The sequence below is a fragment of the Pedobacter rhodius genome (genome assembly GCF_027213645.1).
Lineage (GTDB): Bacteria > Bacteroidota > Bacteroidia > Sphingobacteriales > Sphingobacteriaceae > Pedobacter > Pedobacter rhodius.
In genome coordinates this window covers 637,771-655,990 of record NZ_JAPWGL010000002.1, presented here as the reverse complement: position 1 = coordinate 655,990, position 18,220 = coordinate 637,771, and the positions used below count along the sequence as shown (strand labels likewise).

11 protein-coding genes and 1 tRNA gene are annotated in these 18,220 nt (G+C 40.1%); 7 read left to right on the top strand and 5 right to left on the bottom strand.

Annotated elements, in window-relative coordinates; genetic code table 11:
• Positions 1 to 426: 426 nt before the first annotated feature.
• Positions 427 to 4,128 carry a phosphoribosylformylglycinamidine synthase gene (purL, locus tag O0931_RS08210; protein ID WP_428982648.1) on the bottom strand — a complete coding sequence of 1,234 codons (3,702 nt, stop codon included), beginning with the start codon at positions 4,126 to 4,128 and terminating at the stop codon, positions 427 to 429.
• Positions 4,129 to 4,831: 703 nt separating this feature from the next.
• Between purL and gloA2 the strand changes: the two genes are divergently transcribed.
• The 4 genes from gloA2 to fbp all read left to right on the top strand — a co-directional run bounded on the left by gloA2 (position 4,832) and on the right by fbp (position 8,601).
• On the top strand, positions 4,832 to 5,215 hold the full coding sequence (gene gloA2 / locus O0931_RS08205) for an SMU1112c/YaeR family gloxylase I-like metalloprotein (protein WP_269415081.1): 384 nt from the start codon (positions 4,832 to 4,834) through the stop codon (positions 5,213 to 5,215).
• A 354-nt stretch (positions 5,216 to 5,569) separates the two neighbouring features.
• On the top strand, positions 5,570 to 6,220 hold the full coding sequence (locus O0931_RS08200) for a tRNA1(Val) (adenine(37)-N6)-methyltransferase (protein WP_269415080.1): 651 nt from the start codon (positions 5,570 to 5,572) through the stop codon (positions 6,218 to 6,220).
• Positions 6,221 to 7,010: 790 nt separating this feature from the next.
• Positions 7,011 to 7,502, top strand: coding sequence for a metallophosphoesterase family protein (locus tag O0931_RS08195; RefSeq protein ID WP_269415079.1), 492 nt, complete (start codon positions 7,011 to 7,013; stop codon positions 7,500 to 7,502).
• A 19-nt stretch (positions 7,503 to 7,521) separates the two neighbouring features.
• Positions 7,522 to 8,601: a class 1 fructose-bisphosphatase gene (gene fbp / locus O0931_RS08190; RefSeq protein WP_269415078.1), complete on the top strand. Its 1,080-nt coding sequence runs from the start codon at positions 7,522 to 7,524 to the stop codon at positions 8,599 to 8,601.
• A gap of 92 nt (positions 8,602 to 8,693) precedes the next feature.
• On the opposite strand, the gene O0931_RS08185 is transcribed toward fbp, so the two are convergent.
• Positions 8,694 to 9,329: a DUF6266 family protein gene (locus tag O0931_RS08185; RefSeq protein WP_269415077.1), complete on the bottom strand. Its 636-nt coding sequence runs from the start codon at positions 9,327 to 9,329 to the stop codon at positions 8,694 to 8,696.
• Between the two features lie 256 nt (positions 9,330 to 9,585).
• Positions 9,586 to 10,050 (bottom strand): ribonuclease HI, encoded by a 465-nt coding sequence (rnhA, locus tag O0931_RS08180; protein ID WP_269415076.1) that lies wholly within the window; start codon positions 10,048 to 10,050, stop codon positions 9,586 to 9,588.
• 175 nt (positions 10,051 to 10,225) lie between these two features.
• Here rnhA and O0931_RS08175 point away from each other — a divergent pair.
• Positions 10,226 to 10,299: transfer RNA gene (locus tag O0931_RS08175), tRNA-His, on the top strand.
• Between the two features lie 647 nt (positions 10,300 to 10,946).
• Here O0931_RS08175 and O0931_RS08170 read toward each other — a convergent pair.
• Together O0931_RS08170 and O0931_RS08165 are read right to left on the bottom strand one after the other, a co-directional pair.
• Entirely contained in the window at positions 10,947 to 11,216 is a 270-nt protein-coding gene (locus tag O0931_RS08170; protein ID WP_269415075.1) for a hypothetical protein, read from the bottom strand.
• A 78-nt stretch (positions 11,217 to 11,294) separates the two neighbouring features.
• Positions 11,295 to 12,197: a recombinase family protein gene (locus O0931_RS08165; RefSeq protein WP_269415074.1), complete on the bottom strand. Its 903-nt coding sequence runs from the start codon at positions 12,195 to 12,197 to the stop codon at positions 11,295 to 11,297.
• A 362-nt stretch (positions 12,198 to 12,559) separates the two neighbouring features.
• Between O0931_RS08165 and O0931_RS08160 the strand changes: the two genes are divergently transcribed.
• Together O0931_RS08160 and O0931_RS08155 are read left to right on the top strand one after the other, a co-directional pair.
• Positions 12,560 to 13,630, top strand: a complete 1,071-nt coding sequence (locus tag O0931_RS08160) for a ComEC/Rec2 family competence protein (protein WP_269415073.1) — start codon at positions 12,560 to 12,562, stop codon at positions 13,628 to 13,630.
• Positions 13,627 to 18,024, top strand: a complete 4,398-nt coding sequence (locus O0931_RS08155) for an NACHT domain-containing protein (protein ID WP_269415072.1) — start codon at positions 13,627 to 13,629, stop codon at positions 18,022 to 18,024. Before O0931_RS08160 ends, O0931_RS08155 begins: the two co-directional genes overlap by 4 nt.
• The last annotated feature ends 196 nt before the right edge of the window (positions 18,025 to 18,220 follow it).

Below are 18,220 nucleotides of genomic sequence, written 5' to 3'. Positions count from 1 at the left end.
GGTAAGATGGATGATGGGAAATGTATGGTGTAACCTTTTTATTTGATAAGACCGTCATCTCGATCCGATTGCTATCGGATGACAGCACTGTAAAATACTTCGCTCGAAAGATAGTAAGATGGATATTGGAACTTTCCTGTTAACGCTCCTGGTTTTTAGGGAATGTAGGGTTAGGTGAATTAAGACGGTTTGGGCGATGCCCGGACCGTTTTTTTTGCTATAAAGATTTCTTGACTGCGTTGCACGCTGCTCGAATCCGATTGCTATCGGATGACGGCACTGTAAGATACTCCGCTAGAATTCGGTAGCTATCGGATGACGGTACTGTAAGATACTTCGCTCGAAATTTGTGAAAGGTGATAAATATAAAATGGATGATGCCTTTAATTCCATCATCCATTTTCCATCTTACATTACTTTTCCATTTTACTTCTTTTCTTCAACCCATTTTCTGGCATTAACAAAGGCTTCCATCCATGGCGAAACCTCATCTTTACGTCCTTTAGGGTAGTTTGCCCAATGCCATTGGAATAATGAACGCTCAATGTGCGGCATCATAACCAAATGCCGACCGGTTGTATCGCATAGCATCGCCGTATTGTAATCGGAACCATTCGGACTGGCCGGGTAATTTTCGTAGGCATATTTTGCAACAATGCTATATTTATCTTCTGCGTATGGAAGACTGAATCTGCCTTCACCGTGTGATACCCAAACGCCTAATGTGCTGCCTGCAAGCGTTGAAAGCATTACCGAATTATTCTCGGCTACAGTTAACGAAGTGAAAACACTCTCGTGTTTATGACTTTCATTGTGCAGCATCTTTGGTTTTTCTTCGTGGTCTTTGTTGATTAAGCCAAGCTCAACAAATAGCTGGCAACCGTTACAAACACCAACTGAAAGTGTATCCGGGCGGGCAAAGAATTTTTCCAGGGCAACTCTTGCTTTTTCATTGTACATAAATGCACCGGCCCAGCCTTTAGCAGAACCTAAAACATCAGAGTTGGAGAAGCCGCCAACTGCACCGATAAACTGAATGTCTTCCAGGGTTTCACGGCCCGAAATTAAATCCGTCATGTGTACATCTTTAACATCAAAACCGGCTAAGAACATCGCATTTGCCAGTTCACGTTCAGAATTACTTCCTTTTTCGCGGATTACGGCTGCTTTAGGTTTTGGTTTTGTGCTATCCAGTACAGGTTTTTTTCCATCAAACTGTGAAGGGAAAGTATATTTTAAGGCCTGGTTTTTATAGTTATCAAAACGCTCTTTCGCTTTAACAGGTCCGCTTTGTTTCTTATCCAGTAAGTAAGATGTTTTGAACCACACATCACGTAGATGATCAATGTCAAAACTAAAACGTTCTGCTGAATTTTTAATTTCTAAAGCTGATTTTGAAGTTACCTCACCAATTTTGAAATACTCAACATGGTTTGAAGATAATGTGGATTCGACACTCGAGTCTGCCTGGAAAACCAGGGCAATGTTTTCAGCGAAGAGTAACTTGATCAGGTCTGATTCTTGCAGGGCCGATAAATCTATAGCCGCACCTAAATCATTATCTGCAAAACACATTTCCAATAGCGTCGTAATTAAACCACCACTGCCGATATCATGTCCGGCCTGTATTTTATCTTCTTTTATTAATTTTTGAATGGTGTTAAAGGCATTTTTAAATTTAGCTGCATCTTTAACATCGGGCGTTTCCGTACCGATTTTATTTAAAATCTGCGCAAAAGATGAACCGCCTAATTTATAGCTATCGTTAGAAAGGTTGATGTAATAAATCGAACCGCCATCTTTTTGAAGTACGGGTTCTACAACCTTCGTAATGTCGTCGCAGTTACCGCCGGCAGAAATAATGACCGTTCCGGGTGCAATAACATCGCCGTCTTTATACTTCTGCTTCATCGACAGCGAATCTTTCCCTGTCGGGATGTTGATGCCTAAATCGATGGCAAAATCAGAACAGGCTTTAACGGCTTCGTATAACCTGGCATCTTCACCTTCGTTTTTACAGGCCCACATCCAGTTTGCAGAAAGGGAAACACTTTTTAAGCCATCTTTCAATGGTGCCCAAACAATGTTAGATAAAGACTCTGCAATGGCGATTCTGCTTCCGGCAGCGGGATCAATCAAAGCGGAAACCGGTGCATGTCCAACGGATGTCGCAACCCCTTCTTTTCCCAGAAAATCTAAAGCCATTACGCCGCAGTTATTTAAAGGCAATTGTAATGGGCCAGCCGTTTGTTGTTTGGCCACACGGCCGCCAACACAGCGATCTACCTTATTGGTTAGCCAGTCTTTCGATGCAACCGCTTCAAGTTGAAGCACCTGCTCTAAATAATCGTTCAGTTTTTCAGTTTGATAAGCTAAAGCCTCGTATTTTCTATCGAGCTTTTTATCTTCCATTACCACTTTTGGAGAACTGCCGAACATGTCTTTCAGTTCTAAATCCATCGGTTTAACGCCTGTTGTTGCCGATTCAAAAGTAAAACGGTTGTCGCCGGTAACTTTACCAACCGTGTACATGGGTGAACGCTCCCGGTCGGCGATTTTTTGTAACGTTTCAATGTGTTCGTTTCCGATAACCAATCCCATGCGTTCCTGAGATTCGTTCCCGATAATTTCTTTTGCGGAAAGGGTAGGGTCGCCTACCGGTAATTTATCCAGGTTGATTAAACCACCGGTTTCTTCAACTAATTCGGATAAACAATTTAAGTGTCCGCCTGCACCATGATCGTGGATGGACACAATTGTATTGTGATCGCTTTCTACCATGCCACGCACGGCGTTGGCTGCTCTTTTCTGCATTTCAGGGTTAGAACGTTGGATGGCGTTTAACTCAATTCCCGAACCATGTTCGCCGGTATCAGCTGATGAAACCGCCGCACCGCCCATTCCAATTCTATAGTTTTCACCGCCAAGCACAACGATGTTATCACCTTCCTGAGGTTTTTGTTTTCTGGCCTGACTCGCTTTTCCGTAACCTACGCCACCGGCAAGCATGATGACTTTGTCGAAACCAAGCTTACGGGATGTCATACTGAGCTTTTCGAAGTGCTGGTGTTCGAAGGTTAAAACGGAGCCCGTAATTAAAGGCTGACCGAATTTATTGCCAAAATCTGTAGCTCCATTCGATGCTTTAATCAAGATATCCATCGGTGTTTGATACAGCCATTTTCTTTCTTCAACACCTTTTTCCCATTCACGGCCTTCTTCTAAACGAGAAAGTGCTGTCATATAAACCGCCGTTCCGGCTAAAGGTAAAGACCCTTGTCCGCCGGCGAGCCTGTCTCTGATTTCGCCACCTGAACCTGTTGCCGCACCATTAAATGGCTCTACAGTCGTTGGAAAATTATGGGTTTCTGCTTTTAGCGATATAACAGATTCGAAATCGCTTGTGGCATAATAATCGGGTTCATCGGCGCGTTTCGGTGCAAATTGCTGCACAACCGGACCTTTAATAAAAGCAACATTATCTTTATAGGCCGAAATAATATCGTTCGGGTTTTCTTCTGAGGTTTTGCGGATTAACTTAAATAAGGAAGTGGGTTGTTCCACACCATCAATCACAAATTTACCGTTGAAAATTTTATGGCGGCAGTGTTCTGAATTTACCTGGGAGAAACCAAAAACCTCTGAATCTGTTAATGGCCTTTTTAAGCGTTCGGCTAGTGAATTTAAGTAATCAACCTCTTCATCGCTTAAAGAAAGACCTTCTTGTTTATTGTAAGCCGCGATATCCGAAATTTCTAAGATAGGCTCAGGCTTTATGTTAATGGTGTAAATTTCTTGTCCCAGCCCATCATATTTCTGAGAAAGCATGGGGTCGTAATCCGAAAAATCTGCGGCAACCTTTTTAAATTCTTCAATTCTGATGACCCCCTGAATGGCCATGTTTTGCGTAATCTCTACTGCATTGGTACTCCAGGGTGTAATCATTGCGGCCCGTGGCCCAACAAAAAAACCGTTCAGTAGCTTTTCATTTTGTAGTTTGGCCCCGCCGAATAACCATTCAAGTTTTGTAATATCAGTTGCTGACAGGGATTGGTCTGTTTGTAAAACAAAAACCGCATCGGATTGCCCTTCGACAGGCTCAGGATGACAAGAAAAGAAATGAATCATGCTTTTTTTTTTGAAGCTGCAAATTTAGGTTTTTTAATTTAATGGCTGAAGGATTGTTGGAGAGAATTCGTGAATAATTGTAAATAGTTTGGGATTTAGCCCTACACAGGTTTCGCAAGAAGTTCTAATCGTTAAGTTCGCTGCCTTCCTTGTTTCAAAGAGGGGTTGGGAGTGGTTAAAAAGAATAACTTATTCTCAAAGAGTCGTCATTCCCGCGCATGCGGGAATCTTAATGCTTTGGGTAATTCTCATCATGTCGTCCGCACCGTCTTGCCTCGGCTGGCCGCCGAATGGCTTTTACCTTTTTCTTGATAAAAAGGTAACCAAAACCGAGCATTTTTTGCGAGCTCATGAATGCGATTAAAAGCAATATATACGAATGAATAAATCAAGGCTTGGAACTGATGTCGGATAAATTCGTTAAAGCTTTTAAAGCGGCAGCACAAGCCCCCGATGAAAAATCGGGGAGGACGCGCTGCCTTGGGCAGTAGTAGGTTGAACGTGGGTACAAAAGCTTTAACGTCCTGAGCGTAGTCGAAGGGTTTCCTTCCATCATTTCCTATGCCGGATAGCAGGGCGTATAGGACTCGGTTTATCCAAAAATTATTCCCGAAAACTCGTGATTCTCGCGCAGGCAGGCAAGAATCTCCATGTTTGGGTAATTTTATGCAATTTTGCCATTCAGTAATTCAATGCTTAAAATATGTTTAACCGCATTCATCATATCGCCATTATTTGTTCTGACTATGAAAAATCGAAGGATTTTTATGTTAACAAATTAGGATTTAAAGTTTTAAATGAATTTTACCGGGCCGAAAGAAAATCGTACAAATTAGATTTGGCCATTAATGAATTATACCAGATAGAACTTTTTTCTTTTGAAAATCCGCCTGAACGACCTTCAAGACCTGAAGCACAGGGTTTACGTCATCTGGCTTTTGAAGTGGATGATATCCAGAAGGAAATTGAACGATTAAATGAACAGGCAATTGTTACCGAAAATATTAGAATTGATGAGTTTACCGGCAAGCGATTTACCTTTTTTTCAGATCCTGACGGATTGCCCCTGGAGCTTTATGAAAAATAGATTTAAAAACAAAGTAGCCAACAATTTAGTTTTTGGCTACCTAGATACCGATCGTGTACGCTTAGTTTTCACAACTCAAAGCCCGGTCTGAAACGCGGTTCATTCAAATTGCTAGTCAAACTTAATGTATGATTTACAATTTTAAAAACAAACGATTGTGTAAGTTATTAACAGTGGGTTTTAGCGTATTTGTGTTAGTTGTATTTTATTTATAAAAAACTTATAATCAATAATTTATGTGTTTAATTTTTTGTGGAAAACATTTGAATTAAGAAAAGCTATTTATTATCAATGACAGTTAACAGGGCGTTATTTAAATTCAAACAGTTTGACGTTAACCAGGCTGGTTGTGCCATGAAGATTAATACCGATGGTGTGCTTCTGGCTGCCAGTGTTTTTCACCATCAACCAAAATACATTCTGGATATTGGAACAGGAACCGGGGTTATTGCGCTTATGCTTGCGCAACGGTTTCCCCAGGCGATTATTGAAGCTGTAGAAATCGATGAACAGGCTGCTGAAACCGCGAAGATGAATTTTCAATTATCCGTTTTCAAGGATAGGTTGTCCGTTAATAATGTCGCAATAGAACAATATAATAGTCGGAAAGAATTTGATTTAATCGTTTCTAACCCGCCGTTTTTTGTTAATGATTTAAAGAACGAGGAAAAGCGGAAAGGAATTGCCAGGCATGCTGATGAAGATTTCTTTGAAATGCTGGTTCATAAATCAAAATCAATGTTATCCGAAAACGGAAAGTTGTGTTTAATTCTTCCGCTGAAACAAGCTGCGGAAGTTGAAAAAACAGGTGCCCGTATAGGTTTGTCTGTTTCCGAAAAAATCTATATTCATTCTGATGAGCGTAAGCCTGCGTTTAGGGTAATAATTTGTTTAGGTCAACAAAGAACCAACCTGGTTGAGCGTGATTTTTATATTTATGAATCACTTAAAGTACATACCCGGGCGTATCAGGATTTATTGAAAGATTTTTTTCTGAATTATTGATTTTAAGGCAGACGCCAGTTATATTAATCGTCTTTTCGATCCGATAGCTATCGGATGGAGCATAGCGAAATCTATTAAGACAGACGCATCCTAAAACATTTTGACGATAGCGATTGCTTTAAGATTCCCGCCTGCGCGGGAATGACGTAGTCGTTGGGACCTACAGTCTTTTGGGCGTTTCGTCATTCCCAACCTGATTGGGAATCTTAAAGCGTTAAGCGCCGGCATTAAGATTCCCGCCTGCGCGGGAATGACGTAGTCGTTGGGACCTACAGTCTTTTGGGCGTTTCGTCATTCCCAACCTGATTGGGAATCTTAAAGCGTTAAGCGCCGGCATTAAGATTCCCTACAGTCTTTGGGCGTTTCGTCATTCCCAACCTGATTGGGAATCTTAAAGCGTTAAGCGCCGGCATTAAGATTCCCGCCTGCGCGAGAATGACGTAGTCGTTGGGACCTACAGTCTTTTGGGCGTTTCGTCATTCCCAACCTGATTGGGAATCTTAAAGCGTTAAGCGCCGGCATTAAGACTCCCGCCTGCGCGGGAAAGACGTAGTCGTTGGAACCTACAGTCTTTTGGGCGTTTCGTCATTCCCAACCTGATTGGAGACAAATATTTTTTGTTTTCAATTATGAAAAGGTCTTCGACAGGCGCAGACTGACATAACTATTTATAATTTAATGACATTGTGTTTGCGGTAGGCAGGCGCGGAGACGACGCTGCGTTTAAAATTTTAACTAATCTTTTCAATTTATAAATAAATAAACTAACATTGAAAGATTACCTCATCATATGAAAAAAATAGGTTTAATTTCCGATACGCATGGTTATTTAGATGAAAGTGTTTTCAAACATTTCGAGGCCTGCGATGAAATCTGGCATGCCGGCGATTTCGGGCCCGATGTTGCCGCGCCATTAGCGGCCTTTAAACTACTGCGTGGCGTGTATGGAAATATTGATGATGCGACCATCAGAAGTGAATTTCCGGAGCACAACCGTTTTGACTGCGAAAATGTGGATGTCTGGATGACGCACATTGGCGGTTACCCCGGCCGGTATTCTGCTTTTGTTAAACCTGAAATTTACACTAAGCCGCCAAAATTATTCATTACCGGGCATTCGCATATTTTAAAGGTTATGTATGATGAAAAGATAAAATGTTTGCATATAAACCCCGGTGCTGCGGGAAAACATGGCTGGCATAAGGTGCGAACTTTAATTCGTTTTTGCATTACTGATGAAAATATTCATACCTTAGAGGTCATAGAATTATCGGGTAGATAATGTAAAAAATACACTAAGTATGGTTTGTGGCGTAAAAACACTAGGTCAGTTTATTATAGAAAAACAGGCAGATTTCCCGTATGCAAAAGGCGAGTTATCAAGGCTTTTAAGGGACATTGCCATTGCGGCAAAAATCGTAAACCGGGAGGTTAATAAGGCAGGTTTGGTCGATATTTTAGGAGATATCGGCACAACAAATATACAGGGCGAAGAACAAAAGAAGCTGGATGTTTATGCCAATGAGCAGTTTATAGCCGCTTTAACAAGTGGCGGCGAATGTTGTATTGTGGCCACGGAAGAGGAAGACGACATCATCCATATCGAATCGCCGGTATCACAAAACGCAAAATATATTGTGTGTATCGATCCTTTGGATGGTTCATCCAACACGGATGTAAATGTGGCCGTTGGTACCATTTTTTCCATTTACAGGCGAAAATCGACAGCAGGAAAGGCTAGTATTGAAGACGTTTTACAAAAAGGAACCGCACAGGTGGCCGCCGGTTATATTATTTATGGTTCCTCAACCATGCTCGTGTATACCACCGGGAAAGGGGTAAACGGATTTACGCTAGATCCATCGATAGGCGAATTTTGTTTGTCGCACCCGGAAATGAAAATGCCTGAAACCGGTTACCTGTATTCGATAAATGAAGGAAATTATGTGCATTTTCCTGAGGGGGTAAAAAAATACCTCAAATATTGCCAGGTGGAAGATGATGCCACCAGGCGTCCGTATACCTCCCGCTACATTGGTTCTATGGTGGGCGATATCCACCGGAACTTAATAAAAGGTGGCATTTACATTTATCCAACCACCTCCCGGTCGCCTAACGGAAAATTAAGGTTATTGTACGAATGTAATCCTATGGCTTTAATTATTGAGCAGGCAGGGGGAAAGGCTTCAACGGGTTTCGATCGTATACTGGATATCGATCCAACGGAATTGCATCAGCGTGTACCGATTTTTATTGGTTCGAAAAACATGGTGGAAAAAGCAGAAGAAATGATGCGCATCTACACGAAGAAATCAACAGCTCCTGAAGAAAAATTAGAAACTAAATTAGCCGGTATGGGTATTGTGGGCGGGCTCGATTAGGTTAACACCATAAGTGTTCTGATTTTCTCAACGCCTTAATGGTTTTTATGCTTTCGAACATTTATGGGTGAACACCACCCGGTTTAGTTTTATTATACTTCAAACCGTCCGAGGTATTGGCTGTCTGACTGTGCACTCCGGTCGGCAGCGACAAAACCGATGTAAACGTCGAGCTTTACGCCCTGCATGTTGTCTTTCAATTTTACCTTTAAAATGCCTTCCTTTCTAAAAGCGCCGTTAAAAACTTTTGTTAGCGCATTAAAGTTTTCCGCATCGTAAATCAATACCATCAACTGGTCTGCCTCATTTTTGCTGTTGATGTCCGTCGTATCCCAGGTTATGATGATTTCATGTTCCTCACTGAAAGCGACTGCAGGGTTTGGGGCTTGTGCTAAAGGCCCGCCGCTGATTTTTAACGCCGCGGCATCAATATAAAAATTGTTGTCACCGCCTTTCAATGCTTCTTTGCGGGTATAGGCAATTGCGGCACGAAAGCCACCGGTTTTCGTGTAGTAGTCTTTGAAACCTGTTTTTAACAATTCCAGAAATGGTTGCAGGTAAGCCTGTACGAGTTTAAATTTCGCCTGGTTGATAAGTTCCTTTTCGGTGAAATTTTTACGTGCCTTAGGTAAAGACCTGATGTAAAAGTTGTCGCCTACCTGGTAGCCAACCACCGCACCAACTTTTCCGGAAAATCCATTGAGTATGCCATTTTTCAGCGTTGCCATAACGTATTCGTTTTACCTGAAATTAAATAATAAAATTTATTCCTGCAAGTTGTGTGCTAAAAAATCATTTAAAATAGGTTCTCAACATTGGTTTAACCCGTAATTAAGTTGGTTTGAAACGGTTGAGTACCGTGTTAGGACCGAGTTAAGACCGAGTTTAGCGTATTTAGATTAGGTTTATTATAAAGCGGTTAAGTTTATAAAAAATTAATCCGTAAGTGGAATGATTAAGCTGTTTTATGGGCTGTAGTTTAACTTAAAGCCGGTTGCGTTCGGCTTCGAAAAAAGTATCAATGGCCAGTTCGGCCTTGTTTTGTGATGCGGCAACCGCCAGGCGATCGCAACGCTCATTTTCGGGATGATCGTTGTGGCCTTTAATCCAGATGAATTTGACCTGGTGTAATTTATACAGTTCGAGGAACCTCAACCAGAGATCTTTATTTTTCTTGTCTTTAAAATTTTTGGTTACCCAGCCAAAAACCCATTTTTTCTCTACGGCATCCACCACATATTTAGAATCGGAGTAAACGGTAACCTGCTGGTTCAGGCTTTTTAAGGCCTCCAGGCCCTTGATTACGGCCAGTAATTCCATGCGGTTGTTGGTGGTCATCCGAAAGCCGCCGCTCAGTTCTTTATAATGCTGGCCGGCCCTCAAAATGGTTCCGTAACCACCCGGACCGGGGTTGCCGCTTGCCGCGCCGTCTGTATAAATCTCTATCATAAACGCGGTAAAGTTATGTTTTTAGGTTTAAAATAGGTGTTGTAGCGGCTTTTTTTAAAATTATTTAAAATTCAAATAATTGAATTATAGCGCATTAAAATGAGATTGCATTTCTTTAGAAAAAAATATTTGCAGGAAATATTAAAAGTCGTACTTTTGTGACACTAAAAACACGGTGGTTGTAGCTCAGTTGGTTAGAGTATTGGTTTGTGGTGCCGAGGGTCGTGGGTTCGAGCCCCATCAGCCACCCTTAAAGAGATGGTCATTTTTGATCATCTCTTTTTTTATTTTCTTTAATTATATATGGGTCAATGTTTTAAATGGTTAAGTTATAGCTTGTAGAGCGGTTCGAGATTTTCTGTTTTTATTTAGCCTTTAGCAAGTTTATTGAATAAAACATGCTGATAATTTAGATGGAGCCTTAAAAATTGTTCAATTTACTATTGGGGTTACGGAATACTTGTTTTATTGCTATCTATAATACTATAGGTCTTCGCTAAAAGGTACAAAAAGTTTAATATCTTCTTTGCTTGATCCTCATCTGTCGATATACCATTACTTCTTAAGGTATTTATTACTCGAGTAAGTGAGACTTTTTTACTTGAAAACACTCTCGGATTTCTATATTGTGATTCGTTCATGTTGTGAGTTTTTTATTTATCTTTTGTTAATTTACGTTGCTGTTTTATAGTAAGAATTGGCAATAACGCAGTATCAATATCCAAAGGATCAAAATCCTTATTGATAGGATTTATGACGGTTGGTCGGAAAAAACTTATGAGGTGTCTTTTACCGATAACATCTTGATATTTATAGGAGAAAAAGATGTCAGAGTTTATATAATTTTGTCCCAGTGTAGAATTAAATTCGTTGTTTCTAATTCTTTCATCGGTTTCTTAAAGCTTATCGTTTAAAGCTTCTTGCTTCTCTCTATGTCCTCTTTTTAGACTTATAAAATCGTCATGTTCAATTTTATCCTCAATAAATCGTTTCCTAACCTTGAACAGGAAACTTGTTTCCTGTTCAAGGTCATTAAGTATAGATGCACGACCTTTCAAAAGTTCTTTTCGTAACGTCAATATATTCTCATCTTCCAGTACAAGCCTCAAGAGTTTATTTCCTAATGGAGTAAGTCGTATATCTTTTAATTGTTTTTCGTAACTCATTTCTAGTACATTTGATCTAAATCTTCCCTTACATTTGGACGTGAAACAATGATAGTAGCTATATTTTGCATGCCGCCCTTAAGATGTACTTGCAGATAATTTGCGGCTACAAAAAGGACAGGTTAAAAAACCTCTCAAAGGATATATTAATTTAATGTCCTTAAAATTACCGCGCAACCTACGTCTACTAGCGATTAGCTCTTGAACTTTGTAAAAAAGCTCTTTAGAAATTAGCGGTTCATGAATTCCCTCTATCAATTGCTTTTCTTCATCCTTTGTAGCAGACAAGGTTACAAATCCACAATAAATCGGATTATGCATAAGCTGCCAAAAATTATTTCTTTTGCAATCGAAACCATTCAAACAAGCTATTTTATTTAGTTTGCTAATAGAATAGTAACCAGTTACCATCTGCTCAAAAGACCATTTTATATGATTTGCTTCCGGTTGTTTTGGAACAATTATTTTTTTTCCATCTGGCGATGTTACATTCTGATAACCAATAGGTGCTTTTGATGGCCATCTACCTAACTTTCTTGCTCTGCGCAATCCATCGGATGTATTCTTTCCTCGTCTACTGTTTTCCGCTTCTGGAATAGACAAATAAACGGCAGGCATAACTATACTTTCTGGTATATTGAAGTCAATAGGTTGGTCAATTGCCATTGCTTCGATATTAAGATTTTTTAGAAATCCCATCATCTGGTATGCATACTGGATATTTCTGCTAAAGCGATCCCATTTGATGAATAAAATTTGTTTTTGGGGTCGGCTTTTATCCTTTTTGATAATTCTAACTAACTTTTTCCATTCAGGACGGTTAAAGTCTTTCGCAGAATAATCCTCACGGAATATTCCGCTAATCTCAATGTTGTTGATTTTACAATGTTGCAGAAGTCGTTCTTCCTGCTCGATAAGTGAGTAACCTTGACGCATTTGTTCATCGGTACTTACCTTAACATAAATGTATGCTGATTTCATAATAAAATAGTTTTATCTATCTAAAATAGCCTTTAAGAAAAATATTAAAGGCCATTAGTGCATTCAGTCAAACTTGTTCCCTTGCTGAAAATTTTCCTTGACATGCAGATTAGGAGGCGATATTGGTAATAATGGTAATTTGGAACATGCTTTTAACGGTATTTTAGCAGATTTTAAGAGATTGAGCTTGGAAAGTCGATGTCAAGCGAGGTTTCGAGACAAGCTTATGTGCTCATATTTCTGAGGTGATTTTGATGAAAGTTGATGTCTCTCATAATTTGGCTTTATTAAAGTTTGACAATTGTTTTTGGCTTTTTTTTTCGTCATTTTTACATCTGACGAATCTCAAATTTCAAAAGGCCATGAAGCAACCATATTTAAATATCCACCAAGTAAAGTGCGGCGACGCATTTTCCATAAGGTTTAAGTCTGGTGGAAAGCAGCACAATATCTTTATTGATGGCGGCTATTTGGATACTTATTTCTCTGGAATAAAGCCTTTAATTAAAAGTATTGACGACAGCAACGAAAAAATCGACTTATGGATACTTACCCATCTTGATGCCGATCATATAAATGGAGCGGTTTCCTTTCTTAGAGATGGCGAATACCGAAAGAAGAAACTTGTCAAGGAATTATGGTTCAATTGCTTCGACAGGTTCAGCTTGCCAGCTACCACATCGAAAAAAAGCGTTGGAAAAGGGATAGAGATTAGGGATGTACTTAAGCCTATGGGCTCCATCTTGAAAAACAACATTTTTAATAAAAAATCGAAAGATATCGGAGATGCAAAAATTCAGGTTCTTTGGCCTAATAAATCAACATTGACCGATCTGGGGGAACATTGGAAAAAAGAGGAACGGAAATTTTGGGATAAAAAAACCAGCACCAAAAAGAGTATACGAAAAAAAGAATATGATTACAGTAAAACCATAGAGGAACTGGCCGACAAAAAAGACCCAAAGTTAAAAAAAGTGGATATCACCAATAGGGCTAGCATTGCATTTATCTTCAGTTTAGACAAAAAGAAGATACTTTTTCTGGGCGATTGTTTTGTTTCCGACATTATTCCTCAATTGCAGTTAATGGTTGATCGGAACAAAAATAAGGTAAAATTTGATTATGTAAAACTTTCCCATCACGGGAGCAAGGCAAACTTTCACCCTTCGATTCTCGATCTGATTGAATGCGAAAACTATATCCTAAGTGCAGATGGGGTAAACAGCAACCATTTGCCTAGCAAGCAGACCTTGGCCAAGATACTCTTGCACAAGGGAAGGGACGTTAAAAGTGAAAAGATCAACTTCCTGTTTAATTATGAAGATGCAAAGCTAAAACGAATTTTCGATAAAGATAAGGACGCCTTTAAACGTTATAATTTTACATGTATCTTTCCAAAAGCCGGGAAAACAATTTTAAGAGTGCCGTTATGAAGGAATTATTGGACAAGGTCATCATTCGGGTGCTGATCAAAGGCAAATTTAAGGGGTCTGGGGTAATCTTGAAAAATGCGCATACCGGCGAGGTATTTGTTCTTACCGCTAGCCACTGCCTTTTTGGAAAAAAGGGCAAGGGTACTACCACAATTGAGCAGGTAAGCATTGAAATCTATGAAAATTTATCTGGAAGATACCGTAGATATGGACTGTCAAAAAAAGACACATTGTATTATACCAAGGTTAATCATGGCGATACCGCTATGATTAGTATAGGTAATAAACAAATCGCTAAACTTGAACTACCTCCGATCAGTTTCTTGAAGTTTGATCGTCAATCCACGGATGTTTTTTTCAAAGGCTTTCCCCAGATCAATGATAACGAAATTGGAGAAACCCTAAGGCCAAAGGTTGATTTTACCGATAGTGATCGTCATGTGATAAGGGGCCGTTACCAGACTGAATTTGGTGGCAATAATTCCAGTGATTATAATCTTGAAGGATTCTCAGGAAGTGGGCTTTTTGAAGAAGTGAACGGCAAGCTCGGATTGATCGGGATTGTGACCGATATTCGCCCAGACGGCAGGGTGGTTACCTGTTCCACACCGAAACGCATCTTAGAAAAGTCAAAATTTAAAATAACCTATACTGATGCGGCGCTTGAAAGGCTCGTTCCAGACGATTTGTTCGTTCGAGTTAATGACAGGGCTATCAAGGCGTTGGGACCTCGCTATTCGCCAAAATTTACATTTAGGACACCCTTGTTCGAAATCTTTGATTCCCTTGCCGGGGGCGACATATTTTTGCTTGAATACCAGCAGCAACGAGCCAAGTTTGCAGAATATTTCGAACTTTATCTATCAACAAGGACATCGCTTTCTGCACAGGATTACCTTGAGATTACCAATTTCAAATTGGACCTCGATATCGAGAAATACCCATTTGAAAATCTTGGCGAGCTAATTGAGGAATTCGATAATTTAGTGGGTGGACTCTTGTCCAAGCTGAAAAAAATCGATAAGGCATTGGACCAAGAAGTTTTAGACGAACTTTTTAGCCATATATACAATTTGGGCTATATCATTTCGAATAGTGTATCCTATGATAAGGCATTTGAAGAGACCAGGAAGGATAATGCGTTCATCGACTTTGCTAAGGCAGCTTCGGCCGTATGGGGGAACTCTGAGCGTTATTGGAACTATTTTAAGGGACAGAGTTTTGATCTATACCATAGAAAGGTACTTTTTGTCGAAGGCAAAGCAGGAACAGGAAAATCACACATGTTGGCTGACATCGTTGAATCACGGAAAGCTGTAGGAGAAAGGAGCTTGTTTTTTCTCGGACAGGATTTTACAGGTACGATCGATCCCCTGGAGCAGATGATTAAACTTATGGGATTGGAGGCCGAACCTGAAGAATTTTTGAAATGTTTGGATAAAAAGGCAAAACTTTCAAAAAGCAGGATTATGCTGATGATCGATGCGATCAACGAAGGTGCTGGACTGGTGTTATGGAAGAGACATCTCAACGATCTTGTGGAGAAGTTTTCATCCTACGAGAACTTGGCCCTTGTACTTACCTACCGCTCAACTTATGAACAAGCAATATTTGCTAGATTGCCACATGAATACTTAGTAGTAACCGCACAGGGATTCAATGGATACGAAAATGAGGCGATGCACTCATTTTTCAACCACTACAAGATAAAGCAGGCATTACATCCTGTGCTTTCTTCAGAATTTAGCAATCCTTTGTTTCTCACCTTGTTATGCAAGGGTTTGAAGCATGAACCAAGAGGTTTTAACCTTAGGGGAATTCAGGGAATAGGCCGGGTCTTTGATAGTTACATTAATCTGACTAACGAAAAACTGGGTGAAGAAAATAAATATAGATGGTATAAGCTCAATTTGGTACGGAAAGTGTTGGCTTCCGTAATCGCCCGAATGGCGGAAAATCAGAGCATGGAATTAAGTTATGAGGATGCCCATCAACTGATCCAGTATACCATATCAGGCTTTTTGGCAAAGATTGGTTTTCTTGAGGATTTAATTAGTGAGAATATCTTCATCGAGACTCTCGGAGGTGAGCGGTACGATGGTGAACTAAATGTTAATTTTGCATATCAGCGGGTTGGAGACCATCTACTCGCCAGTTACCTTCTTTCAATAATGGAGGGGGATATTAAACATGCTTTCAAAAAGGACGGGGTCTTCTACAGCTATTTTAAAGATGATGATGCCATACTCGCGAACAAGGGACTGCTGGAAGCACTTTCAATAAAGATTCCACAAACACTGGGAAAGGAGCTTTTTGATGTGGTACCATCGCTGAAATACAACCTGCATGCATTTACTGCGTTTCTGGAAAGTCTAAGCTGGCGGGATAGCCTTATTGATCAAAATTATTTATTCGGTTATTTCAAGGCAATCTTTAGGACACACAAACCCTTATTATCTGTCTTTTGGGCTGCAGCAGTTAACCAGTCAGCTCAAGTACAAACCTCGTTAAATGGTGCATTGCTCCATAAGTGCCTTAGGTCACTTACTATGGCTCATCGTGACGCAACATGGACTCATTACATCAATTCGGCTTTTGAGCCAAATAGTACTGTTGAACGTTTGATATCCTGGGCTTGGAAGGATGAATTGCATAGCGAGACATCAGAAGACGCATTTCTGCTCACTGGATGCACCATGTTGTGGTTTTTAACCAGCACGAATAGGTCTCTTAGGGATAATTCGACCAAAGCGCTAATCAACCTTTTTCATCAGCGTATTCCAGTTTACATCAGGTTGATGCGTGCATTCAAAGACGTAGATGATCCCTATGTCGTGCAGCGGGTGTATGCAATTGCTTATGGTTGCGCGATAAGGACCGGCAACACTGAGGCACTGGATCAGTTAGCTAAATATGTTTATAGTGTCTTTTTTGAAAAAGCAGAAGTTCTACCCGATATTCTAACCAGAGATTATGCAAGGGGAATTATTGAGTATGCCCTTACCAAAAACCTATGTACGGATCTTAATCCGAAGAAATTCCGTCCGCCCTACAAAAGTACTTTTCCCAGCAGACTTCCAACAAATGCCACAATCGAAAAGCGCAGGGTCGATTATAAAGATCCTAAATATAAAACTGGCGACTATGGCATTTCAAGCTTGATGGATTCGATGGTCACCGAGTATGGAAGGGGTATTTCCAGATATGGGGACTTTGGAAGATATACATTTGAAAGTGCCTTAACATATTGGGTAGGAGCGAGAGTGAGTGCTAACAGGTTGAGTAACCTCGCCATCAAATGGATATTGGATGATTTTGGATATGATGCCAACATCCACGGCGAAATTGATGCGGCTGGCAAAAGAGGAAATACAACGGAGAGGCTTGGTAAAAAGTATCAGTGGATCGCTCTGCACAGGATACTTGCGCTGGTTGCTGATAACAAGACCTATTACAGTGATCGCAGGTCTGCTAGGCAGAAATCGATCTATAATGGCCCTTGGCAACCAATGGTCAGAGATATCGACCCTACTTACCTTAATCCCTATGGACAGCCCAAGTTACCTGTGATCCAGTGGGCGGAACCTAAGAAATACAATAACTGGCAGAAAAATCTAAAATCTTGGATAGCCGAAACCGCTGACTTGCCCAAAGTTGGAACACTTATCGAACTAACAGATTCCTTTGGTGAAAAATGGTTGTCGCTGGAAAATTCTCCGAGATGGGTTGAGCCCGGTGATGAGAAGGACTATCAGAAGATCAAACCGGAAATATGGTATCAGATAAGGAGCTATCTTGTGGAGAAAAAGGATTATAAAAGGGTAGTAAAATGGGCAAAAAAGCAGTCTTTTGACGGTAGGTGGATGCCTGAATCCCAAAGTAGGTATCAAATGTTCAATAGGGAATATTATTGGTCGCCTGCTGCAGATACATTTAGTATGCCTGAATTTGAAGATGGCGAATGGTCAGCTATCCGCAAAGGTAGTTTTAATGCTCAAGTGGGGGTTACCACTAAGCTACATAACTGGGATGAACAGCACGATAGTTCTTTTGAGGGGAACAATTCGATGTATAAGCCCTCAAGAAAATTGTTTGACCTATTGCAACTGGAATATGGAAGGGTTGATGGCCAGCTAGTAGATGCTGAAGGTAATATGATCTGCTTTGATCCAAGTGTTGCTAATGCAAATGTCGGTAACCTGTTAGTTAAGAAAAAGATACTTGAGAAAGTGTTAAGAAACAATGAGCTCTGTATTTTCTGGACTGTTCTAGGGGAAAAAAGAGTATTGGGAAGGTACGATAAAGACGAGTATCCTGGAACTCTTCATATTTCGCAGATTGTGCACTACTCAAAAAAAACAATGAAGATCCATAGTCGGATCAAAAAGAAGTAGAAGAATAAATTAGAATACACTCTTTATAATCAGTTAAGCAACTCTAAGGCAATATTTATTTTGTAAATTAACCTTTGATTTGGTTTACTCAATTCATTAATAAAGTTGGAAAACTTCCGATTTCAATCTGTTTATCCCTAAAATGGGTCAAATTACGTGCAATCAATCCATTGTTTTAAAGCAGAATTTGGTTGAG